Here is a 20,867-nt window from a genome sequence, read left to right as displayed (position 1 = left end):
ATTTTCCGCTCTCACTTCCCTAAGTCAACTGACAAGATACTGACAAGACTCGGAGTTGTTGACACACCCCCTCCTGACGCAGAAGATCTCCTCCATACTACAAATGGCAGACAATGGCTGTCAGAACGAAATACTGAGGATTAGGATGAAAAAAGTGGCAGTAGTAACCGGTGGCGCAGCCGGTATTGGTCTTGCCGTGGTTGAAGGTTTGATGGCAGAGAACTACACAGTGTACAGCCTTGATATCCAACAAGGGCCAACTGGCGAGTGGATCGGCTGTGATGTCACTTCGGCTGATGCGGTGAATTCGGCTATCACCCAGATCCTAGATAAAGAAGAGAGAATAGATGCTTTGGTTTGCAACGCGGGTATTCACTTCAGCTCAACCATTGAAAATACCAGTGAAGCCGATTTTGACCGCGTGATGAACATCAATGTGAAAGGCGCGTACCACGCCATCCGTGCCTGCCTGCCCACGATGAAAGACGCCAAAAACGGTAGCATTGTATTGCTAGGCTCCGATCAGTGCACAGTCGCTAAAAACAACTCTTTCGCCTACAACCTCAGCAAACATGCAATTGCTTCCATGGCGAAAACTACGGCGCTGGATTATGCCAAGTACAACATCCGTGCGAATGCTATCTGCGCTGGCACCACTGAAACCCCTCTTTATCACAAAGCAATCGACGCTTACTGCGAGCGCTCAGGAGCAGACAAAGCAGCCGTGCACGCGGAAGAAGGAAAGCTGCAGCCATTGGGTCGTATCGCCCAACCTGAAGAAATCGCGAATCTGGTGGTTTTTCTGGCAAGCGATAAAGCCAGTTTTATCACAGGCAGTCTGCACGCTGTCGATGGCGGCTATACGGCGCAATGATGATAAAAATTATCGATCCCCATCTTCACCTGTTCTCGCTCAGCGAAGGTAATTACGGTTGGCTGAAAACGGAGAATCCACCGTTTTGGCCTGACAAACCGCGTATCCAGCGCGATTTCACAGAGCGCGATGTGGTTCTGGCGCCCCCATTCTCTTTGGCTGGGTTTGTTCATGTAGAAGCCGGGTTTGATAATGACGCGCCCTGGCGGGAAATTGAATGGCTGGAACGAAGCTGTCACCAGCCGTTTCGCGCCATCGCTAGCGCGGATCTCACACTGCCGGACACTGCTTTTGAATCTCAGGTATCACGCCTATCCGGTTTTAAATCTTTCGTTGGGGTTCGCCATATTCTGGATGAGGATGCGTCGCGGCTTTTGAATGATACGCAGGTACTGCGTAATCTCGCGCATCTTGAAAAGGAAGGGCTGATTTTCGAAGCCCAGTTTGATGCGAAAGATGATGACGCCGTAAACGCCTTTGTTTCTGCAGCTGCTGACCTGCCTGCGCTGAAGATAGCCCTGAACCACGCGGGTTTCCCGCCGCTGGCGAATACCGGCAGTTGGAAAAGCAATATTGGCCGGCTGGCTGCGTTGCCCAATCTCTATGTGAAAGCGTCTGGCTGGGAAATGTGTGACCGTGCTTTTCCACCGGGTGAAATTGCCAACGTGATCCAGACCCTGATTGAAGTGTTTGGTGAAGACAGGGTGATGTTGGCGAGCAACTTTCCGCTAACGCTCTTTCGTACCCCTTACAACGTGCTCTGGCAGGATTATGCCCAGCTAAATCTAACGCCTCAGACGTTGGACAAACTGGTACATGACAACGCATTTGGTTTCTACCGCTTCTAAAAAAACAACCCGCACTCTGGCGGGTTGTTTTGCATTTACTGTAGCAAATTACTTCACGATCAAGTGCGGAGAGTGCATCACCACTTCGTCATTCAATTCAATACCGATACCCGGCGCTTCGGACACTTCAAAGAAACCATTCACAGGCTGCGGATCCTGAATACAAAGTTCACGGTTCCACGACTTAATCGCATAGGTGTGATGTTCATGGATAAGGAAGTTAGGAATGGCCGTTTCAAGGTGCAATGACGCCGCCGTTGCAACAGGCCCACCACAAACATGTGCCTGAATGCGAACATCAAAGATATCAGCGTAATCGCACACCTTTTTGGTCTCCGTAAAACCGCCGCAAAGCCCAATGTCTGGCTGCAGCACATCCACACTTTGATCTTCCAGATAAGGCCTTACACCCCAGCGGTTATAAAGACGCTCACCACCGGCAATCGGCACATTGACACGGTCAGCCACTTTCTTGTGCAGGGAATGGTTGAGATAGTTCACCGGCTCTTCGTAATACATACAGTCAAACTCTTCGGCAATCTCTCCGAGCTGGATAGCTGTCGTGGCACCCGGCAGACTGTGGCATTCAAAAATAATATCCACTTCATCACCCACCGCCTCACGAATCGCTCGCATACGGGCACGATAGAGTTTCATTTCAGCACGGGAAATGATTTTGGTGCGCTCGTAATAGGTGTTGCCGTCTTTGTCATACATGATGGGGTCAACTTTTACCGCATCATAGCCTTCTGCGATTGCTTTCAATGCCGCTTCCGCATATTGCTCAGGCAGGTGGAGCGCTTTGAACTCTTTATCCCAGTCAAATTGAAGCTGGGAGGCATAAGTGCGTAACTTGTCATTCACTTTGCCACCAAGAAGCTGATAAACCGGAAGGCCAAGCGCTTTACCTTTTATATCCCAAAGCGCAGTATCAATCGCGCTCATAGCCGCATAAACAACCGGCCCGCCACCTAAGCCCCAGAAACTCTCTCGCAACATGCGCGACCAAAGCTTTTCAGTCTGGAAAGGGTCATGGCCAATCAAAAAAGCTTCTGCCATCTCTTTGATCATGTTGGCCGCAGCGCTGTGGCCGAGGTCATAGGCCAGGCCAGCCTCACCGACGCCGCTGATCCCCTCATCGGTATGAATGCGCACAAATACCGGATTCCACGGCGGGCGCTCCGGGCAATGAATATCAAAAATTTCTACAGAGGTGACTTTCATCCTTGGTCTCCAAAATTAACGCTTTCTTTTATTCCATAAAACTTGGGTCTAAACGCCATGCCTTACGCAGTAACGAAGGCCACGCTTTCTGGCCACCGGTAGCACCGGAATGCACAATATTTGCCTGAGCAAAGATGTTGTCCTGAATAGACTGCGGCACAGCAACGTTCTCTTTTCCAGCAGACTGAAGCATCAACTGAACCTCACAAGCACGCTGCAAATCGTAAAACCGCATAAATGCATCGCCCACTGTTGGACCCAGGGTTAATCCACCATGATTGACCAACAGCATATGGTTGGTATTGCCCAAGTCATCCTGTAGCCGTTTCCGCTCAGCCGCATTCACTGCCAAACCTTCATAGGCATGGTAAGAAAGCGAAGGCATCGAAAACATAGAATATTGACTGAGCGGCAATAGTCCCTCTTTTTGTGTCGCCACCGCGATAGTTTCATTCGTGTGCAGATGGATGACACAGTGGGCATCTGGGCGCACTTCATGAATCGCACTATGGATTGTGAAGCCCGCTGGATTGATAGAAAAAGGCGTGTCATCGAGGATATTGCCGTCCAAGTCGACTTTAACCAGGTTTGACGCTGTCACTTCATCGAACGCCACGCCGAATGCATTGACCAAGTAAGTGTCGGTGTCCGGTATGCGTAAAGACAGGTGGGTGTAAATAAGATCGTCCCACCCCATGTTTGCCACAAGGCGATAGCATGCCGCCAAATCGATGCGACGCTGCCACTCTGTCTCACTCACTTTTCCTTTAAGGCTAAGCTTGGGTAATGTGTCCAATATCGTCTTCCTTTTCGTTTTGTGCTGTCCTAGCTTGTCTCATTTACTGAATTCACGCAATTAAACCACAATCACGCAACAAGAGATGTATTCAACACTCCAACATCACAAGAATCAGGTTATCACCACTTCGATAGCTGAAGTTTTGAGCAACGTTAGCTTTCCTGCCCGCTTTAGCGCATTTGTTATGCACTCAAAACAGGGGCAATCTCTGTGATTAACATAGTTATCCACAGATTTTGTGGGTAACCTCGTTGGACTCAGAACTGGAGAGCGACAACAAAAGTCAATCCATTTTTAGTAATTTCTCAGTGAAATCGACGAATCACACAGCAAAACCACCAATGAGAGCTACATCACAGTATTTCACCGCCGAAATTTTGTGCGCCAGAGCGTTATGAGACCCAAATCAGCCAAGCCAGCTCGCGACAAAGGTCACAAAGTAACCAATCTAACCGCTAGCTTGAATTTTGCGTTTCTCCCAGCGAATACCCTCCTGGTAAAGCCACAGAAAGCGCATTCCTCTTTGCAGACCGCTCTGTGTATTTCTGACGGGCTAAAAACGGAGAGATCCAAATAAAAACTCTCTCCATATATACCTGTTAGTGCAAAAAAGCACCCAACCTTGATCGCACAATAAGCAGATGATTTAAAATCACGAATTTGTGGTGTTTCGGGAGTTGACAGCCTTGGGGGCGATAGCTAAGATTCGCCCCGCTTTCAGCAATTCCCCCTTAGTTCAGTCGGTAGAACGGCGGACTGTTAATCCGTATGTCGCAAGTTCAAGTCTTGCAGGGGGAGCCACTTTCAGATACATCGCCACGGCGGTGAATCAAAAAAAATCTGTTCCCCCTTAGTTCAGTCGGTAGAACGGCGGACTGTTAATCCGTATGTCGCAAGTTCAAGTCTTGCAGGGGGAGCCACTTTCGATACATCGCCACGGCGGTGAATCACTAAAATCTGTTCCCCCTTAGTTCAGTCGGTAGAACGGCGGACTGTTAATCCGTATGTCGCAAGCCTAGGCGGCCCCGTTAAGTCTTGCAGGGGAGCCACTTTCGATACATCGCCACGGCGGTGAATCACTAAAATCTGTTCCCCCTTAGTTCAGTCGGTAGAACGGCGGACTGTTAATCCGTATGTCGCAAGTTCAAGTCTTGCAGGGGGAGCCACTTTCGATACATCGCCGCGGCGGTGAATCACAAAAATCTGTTCCCCCTTAGTTCAGTCGGTAGAACGGCGGACTGTTAATCCGTATGTCGCAAGTTCAAGTCTTGCAGGGGGAGCCACTTTTAGAATCCTAGTCTTCGGACTGGGATTTTTTTTGCCTGAAACTCACCGCTTCGCGCTGATGTCGCAAGCCTGGGCGGCCCCAACTAGGCGTCCCCGTCAACTCTCGCAGGGGGAGCCACTTTTAGAATCCTAGTCTTCGGACTGGGATTTTTTTTGCCTGAAATTCACCGCTTCGCGCTGATGTCGCAAGCCTGGGCGGCCCCAACTAGGCGTCCCCGTCAACTCTCGCAGGGGGAGCCACTTTTGAAATCCTAGTCTTCGGACTGGGATTTTTTTACCTGGATTTCACCGCTCCGCGCTTTTGAGCCATAGTGACAGAAAAGGCGTGGTAGCTGAACGCCCTCTTCAAACGTGCCTTTCCCTAGCGCCATACAACCAGCGTTCAAAATCGAGAACTGTTGCGAGCAGTTAACCGAACTGTAAATCGCTGTATTTAACGGCTCAAAGTTTGTCCATTATTTCGGTTTTGGTGAAAAACCCTTCCCACAATCTGTTGTTATAGCCGCGTCAAAGGCCGATAATACAAAGATCTCTTTAAAAAATTCGAAGATTGGCATGACTGAGTATTTACTGCTTCTCGTCGGCACCGTTTTGGTCAATAACTTTGTTCTGGTGAAGTTTCTTGGCCTTTGTCCGTTTATGGGAGTTTCCAAAAAGCTGGAGACCGCAATCGGTATGGGCTTGGCGACCACATTTGTCCTGACACTGGCTTCAGTGAGTGCGTACCTTGTAGAAACGTACATTTTGGCACCACTAGGGCTGGAATACCTGCGCACATTGGCGTTTATCCTCGTTATCGCAGTGGTCGTGCAATTCACTGAAATGGTAGTGCACAAAACCAGCCCAACGCTTTACAGGCTGCTGGGAATATTCCTGCCACTTATCACGACAAACTGTGCTGTTTTGGGTGTCGCGCTGCTGAACATCAATGAGCGTCACAACTTTATCGAATCCATAATTTATGGCTTTGGTGCAGCGGCCGGTTTTGCGCTGGTTCTGGTGTTGTTTGCAGCGATGCGTGAACGCATAGCTGCCGCAGATGTCCCACAACCGTTTCGTGGTGCGTCTATAGCAATGATCACGGCAGGTTTAATGTCTCTTGCATTCATGGGCTTTACTGGGTTGGTGAAACTGTAATGACAGGTATTCTGATCGCGGTATTAGCTATTGCCGCCCTCGCTGCCATTTTTGGTGTTTTACTCGGTTTTGCCTCTATCCGATTTAAGGTCGAAGCTGACCCAATTGTCGATCAAATCGATGCTATTTTGCCGCAAACCCAGTGCGGCCAGTGTGGTTACCCTGGTTGTCGTCCTTATGCAGAAGCGATTGCCAATGGCGATGCTATCAACAAATGTCCGCCTGGCGGCCAGCCAACCATTGAAAAGCTGGCAGATCTGATGGGTGTAGAAGCCACTGAGTCTGCCCACGATGAAGAAAAAAGCCTGAAGAAAGTTGCTTTCATCCATGAGAACGATTGTATTGGTTGCACAAAATGTATCCAGGCTTGTCCGGTTGATGCCATTGTTGGCAGCACCAAAGCAATTCACACCGTTATTAAAGAAGAATGTACTGGCTGTGACCTCTGCGTCGCACCTTGCCCGACTGACTGTATTGAAATGATCCCAGTTCAAACCACGCCTGAAACCTGGAAATGGCAACTAAACCAAATCCCGGTGGTTCAACTCCCTGCTGAAGAAGTGAAGGGAGAAAAACAAGCATGAACAGCTTAATAGAACAAATTCGCCAAGGCCGTGTCTGGGATTTTCATGGCGGGATCCATCCGCCAGAAAACAAACGCCAGTCCAGCGAAACCAATATCCTGCCAGCAGAAATTCCGGCAGAGATCGTATTACCGACCAAACAGCACATCGGTACAGCAGGACAAATCCTGGTGAGTGTTGGCGATAAAGTGCTGAAAGGCGAACCGCTGACCAAATCGGACTTTCTGCAAAGCTGCCCTATTCACGCGCCTACATCCGGTGAAGTGATCGCCATTGAGCCCCGCACCATTGCCCATGCGTCGGGATTGACTGATACCTGTATCGTGATCCGCCCGGATTTCGAGGATAAGTGGGGCGAAAAAAAACTGCTGGCTAACTACCGGGAAATGAGTGACGAAGCCGTCATCGACCATGTTCGCCTGATGGGCATAGCAGGTATGGGAGGCGCCGGTTTCCCAACAGCACGCAAGCTGCAAACCGGTCATGCCCGTACTGAAATCCTCATCATCAATGGTGCGGAATGTGAGCCTTACATTACCGCGGATGACCGTTTGATGCAGGAATACGCTGCCGACATCATTCAAGGTGTCGAGGTGCTCAACCATATCGTCAGCCCCAAGCTGACCGTTATTGCGCTTGAGGACAACAAACCGGAAGCCATTGCCGCGCTGAAACAGGCTCTGGGCTCGCGCAGCGATATTCTGGTTCAGGTCGTGCCGACCAAATATCCGTCTGGCGGTGAGAAACAGCTGATCAAACTTATCACCGGTAAAGAAGTGCCTGCCAAAGCGATTCCGGTCGCCATTGGTGTGATGATGCAAAACGTCGGCACTGTATTCGCAATCAAGCGCGCAGTGATTGATGGCGAGCCTTTGATTGAGCGTGTAGTCACCCTGACCGGCACAACCCTCAAATCCCAATGCAACCGTTGGGCATTGTTGGGCACACCGGTTCGTTTCCTGTTAGAAAAACACGGTTATCAGCCAGATAAAAAACTCGAGCGCGTGATCATTGGCGGCCCTATGATGGGCTTTACCATTCCCCACACCAATGTACCGGTCACCAAGGTCACCAACTGTGTACTGGTGCCTAGCCGCCGAGAGATCGCCCCTTCAGACGGAGAAATGGCATGTATCCGTTGTAGTGCCTGTGCAGAAGCCTGCCCTGCATCACTGCTGCCTCAACAGCTTCAGTGGTATGCCAAAGACAGCGACTACGACAAGTGCGAAGAATACAACCTGTTTGACTGCATCGAATGTGGTGCCTGTGCCTATGTGTGCCCAAGTGAAATCCCGCTGGTGCAGTATTACCGTCAGGCTAAGTCCGAAATCCGCGCCCGTGATGCAGAGCAACAGGCCGCCGAACGTGCTAAAGAGCGCTTTGAAGCCAAAAAAGCCCGCCTTGAGCGTGACAAGAAACAGCGTGAAGAACGCCATAAGCAGGCGGCAGAAAACCGGCGTAAAGCGATGGAAAAATCCGGCGATGGTGACGCCATTGCCGCAGCCATTGCCCGCGTGAAAGCAAAATCAGATCAGGGCAGCGGCGTTACAGCAATGAAACCTGCTGTCGCAGCTGCAATCGCTAAAGCGAAAGCCAAGCAGGCTGAAGCTGCCGCTCAAGGTCAGGCAGAGCCGGACAACAGCGAAATGGCAAAACTGCGCGAAGAGCGCAAGCGCCAAGCCCGTGAGCGGAAAGCGCAAAAAGCGGCAGACGCATCTGAAGCGCCGGCTAACACCGATGACAAGAAAGACGCTGTCGCTGCAGCTACCGCACGCGCCAAGGCACGCAAAGCAGCGCAACAAGCCGAGGCTGAAGCGCCTGTAGAGACCCCGGCTGCGGAGGAAGATCCGAAGAAAGCCGCCGTTGCCGCTGCCGTCGCCCGTGCCAAGGCACGTAAAGCCGCACAACAAGCCGAGGCAGAAGCGCCTTTAGAGGCACCGGCTGCGGAGGAAGATCCGAAGAAAGCCGCCGTTGCTGCTGCCGTCGCCCGTGCCAAGGCGCGTAAAGCCGCGCAACAAGCCGAGGCCGAAGCGCCTGTTGAGACACCGGCTGCAGAGGAAGATCCGAAGAAAGCTGCCGTTGCTGCTGCCGTCGCCCGTGCCAAGGCACGTAAAGCCGCGCAACAAGCCGAGGCCGAAGCGCCTGTTGAGACACCGGCTGCGGAGGAAGATCCGAAGAAAGCTGCCGTTGCTGCTGCCGTCGCCCGCGCCAAGGCGCGTAAAGCCGCGCAACAAGCTGAAGCACAAGACGAGCCGCAAGCCGTTGAACCACCACCAGCAGAAGAAGACCCAAAGAAAGCTGCTGTTGCCGCTGCGATTGCCCGTGCCAAGGCACGCAAAGCCGCGCAAGCAAAGAACAATAGTGAGGAAGAGTAACCGTGGCCTTTTTTATCGCCAGTAGCCCACACAGCCACAGCAAGAAAAGTACCAGCACCATCATGATGACCGTCATCCTGTGTTGCGTGCCGGGTATTGCTGCCCTTTGCTATTTCTTCGGTTGGGGCGTGCTCGTCCAGATCGCGCTTGCAGCACTAACGGCTGTGCTTGCAGAAGCAGCCGTTGTCAGCCTGCGCGGTCGCCCGGTCAAGCGCTACCTAAAAGACCATTCAGCAATGCTGACCGGTATCCTGATTGGTATCGCTATCCCGCCGTTTTCTCCGTGGTGGATAGCGGTGATTGGTGCATTGTTTGCCATCATCATCGCCAAGCATCTTTATGGCGGTCTGGGACAAAACCCGTTCAACCCAGCCATGATTGCCTATGTTGTCTTGCTGATATCATTCCCGGTTCAAATGACAACCTGGATACCACCGAAAGCATTGATGACACAGCCTGTGGGTCTGTTGGATGCCATCTCAGCCGTATTTACTGGCCTGACCGTCGACGGTTTCAGCGTCAACCAACTGCGCATTGCCATCGATGGCAGTACAATGGCAACCCCACTGGACACTATCAAAACCTCTCTCCTGGCGGGTAAAACTGTCTCTGAAGCTGTTGAGCTGCCCGTATTTGGCAGCTTTGCCGGGCTAGGCTGGGGTTGGGTAAATGTCGCGTTTCTTGCCGGCGGCCTGGCCATGCTCAAAATGCGCGTGATCCAGTGGCACATTCCGGTCTCCATGCTGGCGACCCTTTTAGTCTTCAGCCTTGTAGGTTATGCCATCAGTCCAGACGGCGTCGCGTCGCCGCTGATGCAGCTGTTTTCAGGTGCGACCATGCTGGGTGCGTTTTTCATAGCCACCGATCCAGTATCTGCCTCCACCACGCCAAAAGGCCGTTTGGTGTTTGGCGCTATGATTGGTGCGCTGGTGTACCTTATCCGTTCACTGGGTGGCTTCCCGGATGGTGTGGCGTTTGCCGTGCTTATCGCCAACATGTGTGTACCTTTGATTGACCATTTCACCAAGCCAACTGTTTATGGCCACAAGAAGGAAAGCCAATGATCCGCGCGATGAGAAAAAATGGTGCCATTCTGGCACTGGCGGCATTGCTTTCAACCGGTCTGGTTGCCATTACTGACAGCCTGACCAAAGAAACCATTGCCGAACAGCAGCGTATCCAACTGCTGAAAGTCTTGAACCAGGTGGTTCCCGAATCCCTGCACGACAACGAAATGGCGACAAGCTGTACACTGGTCACCAACCCGAGCCTAGGTACGCCAGAGCCTATGCCAGTTTACATTGCCACAAAAGAGGGTAAGCCAACTGCCATGGCAGTTGAAGCCATTGCACCGGATGGCTATAACGGCGCAATCAAAGTACTGGTCGGTGTTGATACCAACAATACCGTGCTTGGTGTGCGTGTGTTGAGCCACAATGAAACACCAGGACTGGGTGACAAAATCGATTTAAATGTGTCTGACTGGGTACTCTCTTTCAGCGGTAAAACGCTGGAGAGCAAAGACGACAAGCGTTGGGCGGTTTACAAAGACGGCGGTCAATTTGACCAGTTCACCGGCGCAACCATCACGCCACGTGCCGTGGTAAACGCCGCACGCAAAGCAGCGTGGTACGCCATGCAGAACAAAGAGACCATTGTTCGCCAGCCAAAGAACTGCGGAGGTGAATCATGAGCCAAAACAAAGAACTGATGAAAAATGGCCTGTGGGCCAACAACCCAGCATTGGTTCAACTGTTGGGCTTGTGCCCCCTGTTGGCCGTGTCTGCCACTGTCACCAATGCCCTTGGCCTGGGTCTGGCGACCTTACTGGTACTGGTCGGCTCGAACGTGACCGTCTCCCTGGTGCGAGAATGGGTTCCGAAAGACGTCCGCATTCCAATTTTCGTTATGATTATCGCGTCTCTGGTCACCTGTGTTCAGCTGCTGATGAACGCCTATGCTTTTGGCCTTTACCAGTCTCTGGGTATCTTCATTCCGCTGATCGTGACCAACTGCATCATCATCGGCCGCGCAGAAGCATTTGCCTCTAAAAACACGCCATTGCCTTCTGCACTGGACGGACTCTGGATGGGTTTGGGCATGACCTGCGCATTGGTTGTGCTAGGTTCTATCCGTGAAATTCTGGGTAACGGCACCCTGTTTGATGGCGCAGACCGTCTATTGGGCGACTGGGCAGCCGGACTGCGTATTGAAATATTCCATTTTGACAGTCCGTTTCTGTTGGCTATGTTGCCACCGGGTGCCTTCTTAGCTGTTGGTTTCCTGATTGCAGCTAAGAACGCCATTGACGCCAGACAAGCGAAGAAACAGCCGAAGGAAAAAGTGGTTATTGAGCGCGTGCGCGTGACCTCAACCGATTAAATTTCAATGGATGGACAATGAACAACGAAAAACGCGTTCAGATACTGGAGCGACTCCGGGCAGAAAACCCACACCCCCAGACCGAGCTGAATTGGAGCACACCTTTTGAGTTGCTGATAGCCGTGTTGCTGTCAGCACAGGCGACGGACGTAAGCGTGAACAAGGCGACAGACAAGCTCTACCCTGTCGCCAACACCCCACAGGCGCTGCTTGATTTGGGTGTGGATGGGGTCAAGGAATACATCAAAACCATCGGCCTATTTAATTCAAAGGCCGAGAATGTCATCAAGACCTGCAAAATCCTGATTGACCAGCATGGCGGTGAAGTGCCTGAAAATCGCGAAGCACTGGAAGCGTTGCCAGGCGTGGGCAGAAAAACAGCCAATGTGGTACTCAATACCGCCTTTGGTTGGCCAACCATTGCTGTCGACACGCATATCTTCCGCGTATCCAACCGTACCAAGTTCGCGGTGGGCAAAAACGTGGATGAAGTTGAACAAAAGCTGCTGAAAGTGGTGCCAAAAGAGTTCAAACTCGATGTCCACCACTGGCTTATCCTGCACGGACGTTATACCTGCGTCGCACGTAAGCCGCGCTGCGGCAGCTGCATCATTGAAGATTTATGTGAATTCAAGGATAAAGTGTATCCAGACGAGTAATACTCTTCGCGCTTATCGTTAACTGCTATATCTAAACGACCTGAAGATGCTCGCTGAATCCTGCATCTTCAGGTTGTTTAGGTATACACTGGGCGCGAAAATACATTTAAGGAGAATGTCATGAGCAACGGCCGTATTTTGCATACTATGCTCCGCGTTGGCGATTTGGATCGTTCAATTGCCTTCTACACCGACGTAATGGGCATGCAACTGCTGCGTAAAAGCGAAAACGCACAGTATGAATACACTCTGGCTTTTGTCGGTTACGGTGATGAGTCACAAGGCGCGGTTATCGAGCTGACCTACAACTGGGGAACGGACACCTACGACATGGGTACCGCATTTGGTCACATCGCTATCGGTGTGGACGACATCTATGCAACCTGTGACGCGCTGCGTGCAGCCGGTGCCAATATCACCCGCGAGCCCGGCCCGGTTAAAGGCGGCACCACTGAGATCGCGTTTGTTGAAGACCCGGATGGCTACAAAATCGAGCTTATCCAGAACAAGAGCGCGTCTGCTGGCCTCGGCAACTAAGTTCCTTTCAAACCGCGCCAACTGGCGCGGTTTTTTTCCCCCTGCATTCACCGCGATTCATAAATATCGTGAGATATTTCAAATGATCTGACGAAACACCTCGTAACTTAAAATCATTAGATACGCTTAATTCAGTGTCTAATAATTAAGATATCATTTATGGTGTTTGGTCGGCGATACACTCTTCAAATTCACATCGCGGGGATCTTCTTTGTCGTGGTATCCCTGCTTTCCGCTTTATTAATTGTGCTTAGCTATCAAAACTCTAAGGCACTGAACCAACAACTATCAGCAGAACGAACAGAAAGGAACGCTACCCAAATCAAACTCGCGTTTGAACGCCTCACCGCGCCTTTTATCACCGCTATGGATGCACTGGCCGTCTCCAAATTTAGTCAAAACCTAAATGCCGCCAATGACATCGAATGGCTATCAACAGTAAATTCAATTTTAGAGCGAAATCCTGCAGCACTGTCTATCTACGTTGGCTATCCGGACGAAAGCTCTGCCTTTATTCGCTCCACCAAACCAGAGTTTATGAAAACGCAGTTTTCGACGCCCGAAAACAGCCATATCATGGTGGATATCAACCGTGCAGACGGAAACCAGACGCGAACCTATTTCGACGAGCAACTCCAGCTGATCCGCACAGACAAAAACACCATATCCTATCGACCTACAACCCGCCCCTGGTACAAAGTCGCCCCCGGGGATAGCAGTATCCACATCACCGACCCCTACTTTTATCTCTTCATTCAACGTATGGGAGTGACTCTGTCCAGACAGCTACCAGATAAAAAAGGGGTGCTGGCAGTGGATATCACCCTGGACTCACTGAACAGGTTTTTACGCGCCCAGGTTGAATCAGGACAGGCTCAATTGATGCTAATGGATGATCACCGGCGTATTTTTGCCCATACGGGATTCCTGCCGGATATTAATTCAGGCGTCAGTCAACGGATGTACCTGGAAGCCTTGTCCAACTCTCCACTGAACAACCTCTTTATGCAGAGCAACTGGTCAGAAGGACATTTTTCAGTCGAGCACGGAGACGAAGACTGGTCACTCAGCCTGGTACGCATTACTTATGGTGGAGAGCAGGGTTTATGGCTCGCAAAGGCAGTGCCCGAAGCAATGCTTATTCAAAGCGCTCTGGCCGCCAGGAACAAACAAATCCTTATCAGTATTCTTGGGTTGTGCGCTGGTATCATCATGGTATTGATGGCTTCCAGGCGCATCGCTAATCCCCTGAAACGCCTTGTCAGTGAAACGGAAAAAATCAGGCGACTCGACTTTTCCAGCGTTAAATCGCCAAATTCAGACATTGTTGAAGTCAGGGAGCTGGCTGAGTCTATCGACACCATGTCAGAAACCATACAGCGTTTTCTATCAACGCTGCACCGGGTATCCAACAGCTCAAATTTTGACTCCCTGTTGTCAGACATCGTCCTTCACTGCCAACAAGCCGCTGAAGCCGACTGCGTCTTACTATGGACAAACGCAGCAGAAGACAGAGAGACCCTGTCGCTCACCGCCCAATATCCACTGGATAACAACTCGCCGAGAATCGATCTTCCACGCTTACTGACGCATTTAAAAGGCGAAGATTCAGGAGCTGGACAGGAATTTTACAGCTTTCAGCCAACGGACAGTGATGTGCAGGAAGGTTTAGTCTCAGACTCATTGAAACTTGTCTGGCTGGTTCCTCTACACAACCGCGATAAAGAGTGTGTCGGGTATGTGCTTATTGGCTTCAACAGCGAGCCTGAAAGTAATCAGGATGAAAAACTGCCGTTTATCCAACAGTTCCTTGGCTTTGCCTCCATCATCAAAGAGAACTGGGACAGGGTGGTTGCCCAAAAACAACTGTTCAAATCTTTCATTGAGATGATGGCCTCTGCGATAGATACCAAATCACCCTACACTGGCGGTCATTGCCAACGCGTCCCTGATCTCACCTTTATGATTGCTGAAGCCGCCAACAAGGACAAGCAGCGCTTCCCTGACTATGAACTGGATGATAAAGCCCGGGAGGCACTGTATTTTGCTGCTTGGCTGCATGATTGCGGCAAAGTCACGACACCCGAATTCGTCGTCGATAAAGCCACCAAACTGGAAACCATTTACAACCGTATCCATGAAGTGAGAACCCGTTTTGAAGTACTTAAGCGCGATGCTGAGATTACATACTGGAAGCGGAGGTTCAACGGAGAGGACACGGCGACCCTAGACAAATGGCTTGCTGATGAACATCAAACCCTAGACAGGGAATTTGCATTTGTCGCCAAATGCAACGTCGGCAGTGAGTTCATGGACGAAGCCAATATTCAGAAACTTCACAACATTGCCACCCGCACCTGGGTGAGAACTATCGATGACCTTCAAGGACTGTCGTGGGAAGAAGAGGCCAGACGCACTGCACGTGGGCACCTGACGCTACCCTGTAAGGAGCATATTCTAGCCGATACCGTTGATCAAAAAGTCCCTTGGCTGCCACAACAACTTAAAGCGTTCAATGACTGGGAATTTAATATTCCTGTTCCTGAACTGCAGTACAACCGCGGTGAAATCCACAATCTGTCAATCCAACGGGGAACGCTGACAGAGGAAGAACGGTTTATTATCAATGACCATATTATCCAAACCATCAATATGCTGAGAAAGCTACCGTATCCACCGCATCTTAGTCATGTCCCCGAAATAGCAGGTGGGCACCACGAGAAGCTGGACGGTAAAGGCTATCCCTACGGGCTGGATGAAAACGAACTCTCTCTGGACGCCAAAATTATGGCCGTGGCTGATATTTTTGAAGCTCTGACTGCCTGTGATCGGCCTTACAAGAAGGCCAAAACCCTGAGTGAAGCATTGAAGATCCTCGCTTTCATGGCCAAAGACAGACATGTCGACGAGCAGCTTTTCCGATTGTTTATCGACAAGAAAATCTATAAACACTACGCCGACATCTATTTGCCGAAAGAGCAGCAGGACGAGGTGGATGAAGCAATGCTGCTGGCTATTCTCTCACCCCAGAAAACCAGCGGGAAAAAAGCCATCGCATAAAAAAACGCCCCGCTGCATGCGGGGCTTCTCTTTTAAACCTGTCAGATAATGGTCCGCCCAAGTGAAATGACCACGCGGCGGTTTTTGTTCCGCCCGATTGGGCTTTCATTTTCTGCGATTGGACGGCGCTCACCGTAAGCCTCGACCTGAATTCGGTCTTTCGGCAAGCCGAGTGATGTGAAGTACTCTTCAAGCTTCTCTGCACGAATTTCCGACATGCGTTGGTTAGCCGCTTTGGCGCCGCGTCCATCGGTGTATGTCGCCATCAGCACCAAATCAACGTCTGGGCTGTAACGGACAAACTCCGCGATTTGTGCCAGTCTCGCCATCGATGCTTTGTTCAGCTCATCACCGTTTTCATCGTAGTGCAGCACCGTAAAGGCGATATCTTCAAACGAATACGGCAGCAATCTGGCGACACAACTGCTGAATTCATTGTAGGGCTGCTGAAATGACACTGAAGACAGTGCGATATCCACCCGCTTCCCTTTGCTCTGCCACTCTTTGAAGCTGAAGGTTGGGTAGCGGCCATTTTCCAGCTCAGACAACATACTCCACGCCGTTTGACCATCAACATAGCCGTCAAACTGCTTGAAAAAACGTAACCTGTCCAGATACTCCGCAGGTTCGCCCGCCATCCATCGTGGAGGCATAGAAACCAGCGCCACGTTTTCGGTCTTCCCCATTGGGCGGCGCATTTCGAGCTCAAAATCCAGATTGATTTTTTTGCTTGCGCGGGAAGTAAACGTGGCCAAACCGTAGTTTGGGATCATATGCTCGATCCGGCACTCAATCGGCGTATCCACCGTCACCTTCCACACCGACTCGGTTGGCTTGGCGCCATAGTGTTTACCGGCGTTGGCCGACAAAGGAGCCAGACTCGCAGCAATACACAGTGACAGCATGGAGGCGGAGACTTTGTTCATAACAAGACTGTTTCCTGTATCTGGAGTGGAAGGTGATGCTTACCGTATCGGTCTTTCAGACCATTTCTTTAGCTTTATTTTAATCGCCCACCGCCAAATCAGAAAATGAAAAAGCCCCCCACTTCTGACATAATGCACGCCTGATTTTTATACGTTACCCAAAACATGACCCAAGAAACTCACCTGAATGAATTAAAAGCACGATTTCGTGGCTACTTTCCTGTTGTTGTCGATGTCGAAACTGCAGGTTTTAACCCCAAAACCGATGCCCTGCTGGAGATATGCGCGGTAACGTTAAAGATGGATGAGGAAGGTTGGCTGTCGCCAGACAAAACCCTGCATTTTCACGTAACGCCTTTTGAAGGTGCCAACCTGGTGAAGGAAGCGTTGGAGTTTAATGGCATTCGTGACCCGTTTAGTCCACTACGCGGTGCCGTTGATGAAGAGCACGCACTGAAAGAAATCTTCAAGCTTATCCGTAAAGAACAAAAAGCCGCGGGTTGCCAACGTTCAATCATGGTCGCGCACAATGCCAACTTCGACCACAGCTTTGTCATGGCGGCATCCGAGCGTGCTAGCCTGAAACGCAATCCATTCCATCCGTTTGCGACCTTTGACACAGCAGCACTGAGTGGCCTGGCATTGGGGCAAACCGTGTTGGCAAAAGCGTGTAAAACCGCTGGCATTGCCTTCGATAACCGCGAAGCACACTCAGCACTTTATGACACAGAGCGTACTGCTGAACTATTTTGTGAAATTGTTAACAGATGGAAGAAAATGGGTGGCTGGCCGGTAATTGAACCGGCACAAGAATCCGAACAAGAAGCGGAAAGTTAACTTCTCTGCATGCCTTTAAAAACGGGCGGAATCACTTAGAAATACAGGCATTCCGTCCGCTTAACTCTCTCCTAACAGCCTGCGTTTAAAACAAAAGTATGAAAAACGCGCTGAAATGCTGTGCAACAGCGATCAGATCTCGCGCAAACTATTGATAACAAAAAACCTACATTTCAATAATTGCTACATATACTGTCTAAGATTATTTCGTTTTATGCATCTACTTACATTGGGTGCCAACAACAACGAAGATTAAAACAAAAACAGGCAGTGACAGAGAGGCAATTTAGATGAAACGTGTAACCCAACGCTCCCTACTTTCCACCGCCATTGCACTGGCCGCCTTCCAGGCGCAAGGTGCAGGCTTTCAAATCAGTGAACATTCCGCAAGTGGCCTTGGCCGAGCTTTTGCGGGCGAAGCAGCCATTGCCGACAATGCATCTGTCGCTGCCCGCAACCCTGCAGCGATGACCATGTTTGAATCTGCACAGCTTTCCGGTGGTTTGTCGTTTATCCAGCCGGATGTGAATGCAAAGGTGAACAAAGTTGGCTCAACACCAGCACAACTATTACCGGCGACCGTTTCTTACGACCATAAAGACGTCGCACCCGATGCCGTTGTTCCCTATTTTGATTACATCCGTCCTTTGAACGAAAAATCCGCAATCGGTCTGTCTGCATTTTCCAATTTTGGTCTTTCGACAGAGTATCCAACCAACTCTGCAGCGGGTGCTATCGCGGGTAAAACTGAACTGTTAACGCTAGACCTCAATGTTAATTACGCTTATCAGGTAACAGATGCCTTGAGCTTGGGGGCTGGCTTGAATGCCGTTTATGCCGATGCATCCCTGAACCGACATGCGGGTGCTGCCGTCTATGGCGCAAACAGTGCGACGCTGGCAGCCATTGGCATTACCCAACCCACAGACACCGTTGCCAACATGTCTGGGAATGGCTGGGGGTTTGGCTGGAATGTCGGTGCACTTTGGCAAATCAATGAGAAAAACCGTTTAGGTTTGGCTTATCGCTCAAAAGTCGACATTACCCTTGAAGGTGACTACAGCGGTCTTAATACCGCGTACGTCGGTAAAGTCGGAGCTTCCGTTCCCGGCGAATTGGAACTGAATTTGCCGGACATCCTGGAGTTATCTGGCTACCACGAACTCACGCCAAAATGGGCACTTCATTACAGCGCCATGATGACAGGCTGGAGCCGATTTAAAGAACTGCGTGCGACCAGCGCCAACACCAACTGCGGAAGCTCAAGTGGCGTATTTGATGGCGTCTGTCTGCAAAAAGACGAGAAATGGGAAGACAGCTGGCGTTACGCTGTGGGTGCAACCCACTACCTCAACAACGCATGGACACTACGCGCAGGTGTCGCCATTGACCAAAGCCCCGTCCCAGACAGCCATCGTACGATGAGCATTCCGGATACCGAGCGTACCTGGTACACCTTGGGGGCAACCTATAAGGCAACGGATAACCTTACCGTCGATGGTGGCTTCGCGTATTTGAACGGAGATAGCGTTACAGGCAGCGAAACAGAAGGCGGCTCTACCTTCGAATTCGAAGCAGGTGGCGATGCTTATATTTTCGCACTGGGCGCAAACTATACCTTCTAACTCATTGTTTCATAAATAAGAAAAGCCGACTTTTTGCAGTCGGCTTATTTGTTTCTTGTCACAAAAGTGAAATTTAGATTTTGCTCCGCCATAAACAACGCATCACCTATCCTCAAGTTTTTCAAACAGACTCTAATTGCATCCCTTCATTATGTTGACTGACAAATCAGTAATAACAGGCAGTTCAATGGGTAAATTAATAATTAGTGCTTTTACTTAAAACACCAGTTTACAAACTGGATATAAAACACTGTAAATTCAGACAATCCAAGTCAATTTAACACCTCTTTAACAAACGACCTCATCGTGACATATTAGCCCGACAAAAAGATCCGACCAGCTGGAATTACTGATTGCTATAAGCTGCAACACAATTCCAAACAATTGAATTACAAGGATATTGGTTAGCAAATAACCAATCACTCATTCGGACGAGAGGCTGTATGACAAAAAAATTGACCCAAAGCGCCATTGGCGTCGCGCTTGCTCTCACTGCGACAAGCGTATGGAGTGCAGGCTATCAGGTAGCGGAGCATTCTGCGACAGGTCTGGGACGTGCATTTGCAGGTGAAGCGGCAGTTGCAGATAACGCATCTGTACTTTCCCGTAACCCAGCTGCTATGACAATGTTCGAGAACACCAGTGTATCGGGTGCTCTCACCTTGATCGATCCCAATGTTGATGTGAGCCATGTGGGACCTTCACGCTATCAGCAAGCCAAAGACGTTGCCCCTTATGCATTCGTACCCGCAACCTATGTCATCTCACCTTTAAACGACGAATGGTCTTGGGGATTGGCGATGTTCAGTACCTATGGCGTAGCAACCGACTATCCAGATGATTTCAGTTTGGGTCGTTCAGCGGGTGACACCTCACTGATCAGCATCACGTTCAACCCCAACATTGCCTGGAAAGCCAATAAACATTTGAGCATAGGCGCTGGCGTTAGCGCTGTTTATGGCGTTGCCGAGCTCAACCGCCACAAAGGCTTGCTGGCTCTCGCTCTGGGCGGAGAAGCGTCAGATAAACTCATCACCATGGAAGGCGACACTTTCGGCTATGGCTGGAACCTTGGTGCACTTTATGAAATCGACGAGAAAAACCGCTACGGTATCGCTTACCGCTCACAAGTGACACTGGATTTCACCGGTGACTTTACCGATCACACAGGTGTCGCTGCTGGCTTAACCCCTGGCACAACCATTAAAGGTGACTTGGAAGTTATTTTGCCTGCCACGTTTGAGTTATCCGGCTTTAACCAGTTCAACGACGCCTGGGCAGTTCACTACAGCTTACTCTGGACAGAATGGAGCAAGTTTAAGGAGCTCCGTGCCACCAACTCTCAATGTACCTCGAGTGACGGTGCAGGTGTTTGCTTCCTGAAAGATGAAGACTACAGCAACACGTTGCGCTGGTCTGTTGGCGTAACCCACACCCTCAATGATCAATGGTTACTACGCGCAGGCTTCGCCTTCGATGAACAGGCGGGCAAAGCGACACTGAGCATTCCAGATACCGACCGTTATTGGTATTCGGCAGGTGCGACTTACCAATATAGCGACGCATTGACCTTCGATGCAGGCTTCACCTTCATCAACAGTAAATCAGGCAGCTTCGTTGAAGACGGCGAAACGTTCGACAGCAAAGGTAACGCACTGATATATGCCCTGCAGGCTAACTACCAGTTTTAGTTCTCAGCGGATGATTAAGCAG

17 protein-coding genes and 5 tRNA genes are annotated in these 20,867 nt (G+C 50.4%); 19 read left to right on the top strand and 3 right to left on the bottom strand.

Going from position 1 to position 20,867, the window contains the following annotated elements:
• The first annotated feature begins 145 nt into the window (after window positions 1-145).
• A complete protein-coding gene (locus KU854_RS06700) occupies window positions 146-874 on the top strand; it encodes an SDR family NAD(P)-dependent oxidoreductase (RefSeq protein WP_218357655.1) in 729 nt (242 codons plus the stop codon).
• A complete protein-coding gene (locus KU854_RS06695; protein WP_255555448.1) occupies window positions 874-1,722 on the top strand; it encodes an amidohydrolase family protein in 849 nt (282 codons plus the stop codon). The genes KU854_RS06700 and KU854_RS06695 overlap by 1 nt, the downstream gene beginning before the upstream one ends.
• Before the next feature lie 48 nt (window positions 1,723-1,770).
• Here KU854_RS06695 and KU854_RS06690 read toward each other — a convergent pair whose 3' ends face one another.
• Together KU854_RS06690 and KU854_RS06685 are read right to left on the bottom strand one after the other, a co-directional pair.
• Window positions 1,771-2,946 (bottom strand): mandelate racemase/muconate lactonizing enzyme family protein, encoded by a 1,176-nt coding sequence (locus tag KU854_RS06690; protein WP_218357654.1) that lies wholly within the window; start codon window positions 2,944-2,946, stop codon window positions 1,771-1,773.
• Window positions 2,947-2,974: 28 nt separating this feature from the next.
• Entirely contained in the window at window positions 2,975-3,742 is a 768-nt protein-coding gene (locus KU854_RS06685; RefSeq protein ID WP_218357653.1) for a class II aldolase/adducin family protein, read from the bottom strand.
• A 728-nt stretch (window positions 3,743-4,470) separates the two neighbouring features.
• On the opposite strand from KU854_RS06685, the gene KU854_RS06680 reads away from it, so the two are divergent.
• The 14 genes from KU854_RS06680 to KU854_RS06615 all read left to right on the top strand — a co-directional run bounded on the left by KU854_RS06680 (window position 4,471) and on the right by KU854_RS06615 (window position 15,766).
• Window positions 4,471-4,546: transfer RNA gene (locus KU854_RS06680), tRNA-Asn, on the top strand.
• 43 nt (window positions 4,547-4,589) lie between these two features.
• Window positions 4,590-4,665 (top strand) — tRNA-Asn (locus tag KU854_RS06675).
• Window positions 4,666-4,706: 41 nt separating this feature from the next.
• A tRNA-Asn gene (locus tag KU854_RS06670) sits at window positions 4,707-4,794 on the top strand.
• 41 nt (window positions 4,795-4,835) lie between these two features.
• Window positions 4,836-4,911 (top strand) — tRNA-Asn (locus tag KU854_RS06665).
• Between the two features lie 41 nt (window positions 4,912-4,952).
• Window positions 4,953-5,028: transfer RNA gene (locus KU854_RS06660), tRNA-Asn, on the top strand.
• A gap of 559 nt (window positions 5,029-5,587) precedes the next feature.
• Complete coding sequence (gene rsxA, locus KU854_RS06655; protein ID WP_218357652.1) at window positions 5,588-6,169, top strand: electron transport complex subunit RsxA; 582 nt, start codon at window positions 5,588-5,590, stop codon at window positions 6,167-6,169.
• Entirely contained in the window at window positions 6,169-6,753 is a 585-nt protein-coding gene (rsxB, locus tag KU854_RS06650; RefSeq protein ID WP_218357651.1) for an electron transport complex subunit RsxB, read from the top strand. Before rsxA ends, rsxB begins: the two co-directional genes overlap by 1 nt.
• On the top strand, window positions 6,750-9,128 hold the full coding sequence (gene rsxC, locus KU854_RS06645; RefSeq protein ID WP_218357650.1) for an electron transport complex subunit RsxC: 2,379 nt from the start codon (window positions 6,750-6,752) through the stop codon (window positions 9,126-9,128). The genes rsxB and rsxC overlap by 4 nt, the downstream gene beginning before the upstream one ends.
• Window positions 9,129-9,130: 2 nt before the next feature.
• The gene (gene rsxD / locus KU854_RS06640) at window positions 9,131-10,192 is read left to right on the top strand and encodes an electron transport complex subunit RsxD (RefSeq protein ID WP_218357649.1); all 1,062 of its coding nucleotides are present in this window, start codon (window positions 9,131-9,133) and stop codon (window positions 10,190-10,192) included.
• Window positions 10,189-10,821: an electron transport complex subunit RsxG gene (rsxG, locus tag KU854_RS06635; protein WP_218357648.1), complete on the top strand. Its 633-nt coding sequence runs from the start codon at window positions 10,189-10,191 to the stop codon at window positions 10,819-10,821. The genes rsxD and rsxG overlap by 4 nt, the downstream gene beginning before the upstream one ends.
• Complete coding sequence (locus KU854_RS06630; RefSeq protein WP_218357647.1) at window positions 10,818-11,510, top strand: electron transport complex subunit E; 693 nt, start codon at window positions 10,818-10,820, stop codon at window positions 11,508-11,510. Before rsxG ends, KU854_RS06630 begins: the two co-directional genes overlap by 4 nt.
• 17 nt (window positions 11,511-11,527) lie before the next feature.
• Window positions 11,528-12,169, top strand: coding sequence for an endonuclease III (nth, locus tag KU854_RS06625; protein WP_218357646.1), 642 nt, complete (start codon window positions 11,528-11,530; stop codon window positions 12,167-12,169).
• Window positions 12,170-12,289: 120 nt separating this feature from the next.
• Window positions 12,290-12,706: a lactoylglutathione lyase gene (gene gloA, locus KU854_RS06620; RefSeq protein WP_054780689.1), complete on the top strand. Its 417-nt coding sequence runs from the start codon at window positions 12,290-12,292 to the stop codon at window positions 12,704-12,706.
• Window positions 12,707-12,868: 162 nt separating this feature from the next.
• Window positions 12,869-15,766, top strand: coding sequence for an HD domain-containing phosphohydrolase (locus KU854_RS06615; protein ID WP_218357815.1), 2,898 nt, complete (start codon window positions 12,869-12,871; stop codon window positions 15,764-15,766).
• 41 nt (window positions 15,767-15,807) lie between these two features.
• Here the strand turns inward: KU854_RS06615 and motY are convergent, their stop codons facing one another.
• Window positions 15,808-16,692: a flagellar protein MotY gene (gene motY, locus KU854_RS06610; protein ID WP_218357645.1), complete on the bottom strand. Its 885-nt coding sequence runs from the start codon at window positions 16,690-16,692 to the stop codon at window positions 15,808-15,810.
• 165 nt (window positions 16,693-16,857) lie between these two features.
• Here motY and rnt point away from each other — a divergent pair, with 165 nt between their 5' ends.
• From rnt to KU854_RS06595, 3 genes are all read left to right on the top strand, one after another.
• Complete coding sequence (gene rnt, locus KU854_RS06605; RefSeq protein WP_218357644.1) at window positions 16,858-17,529, top strand: ribonuclease T; 672 nt, start codon at window positions 16,858-16,860, stop codon at window positions 17,527-17,529.
• Between the two features lie 290 nt (window positions 17,530-17,819).
• Window positions 17,820-19,154: an outer membrane protein transport protein gene (locus KU854_RS06600; protein ID WP_218357643.1), complete on the top strand. Its 1,335-nt coding sequence runs from the start codon at window positions 17,820-17,822 to the stop codon at window positions 19,152-19,154.
• 443 nt (window positions 19,155-19,597) lie between these two features.
• Window positions 19,598-20,845 (top strand): outer membrane protein transport protein, encoded by a 1,248-nt coding sequence (locus KU854_RS06595; protein WP_218357642.1) that lies wholly within the window; start codon window positions 19,598-19,600, stop codon window positions 20,843-20,845.
• Window positions 20,846-20,867 lie beyond the last annotated feature (22 nt).

The organism is Enterovibrio paralichthyis, assembly GCF_019209835.1.
Taxonomy (GTDB): domain Bacteria; phylum Pseudomonadota; class Gammaproteobacteria; order Enterobacterales; family Vibrionaceae; genus Enterovibrio; species Enterovibrio paralichthyis.
This window is presented reverse-complemented; position numbering and strand designations above follow the sequence as displayed.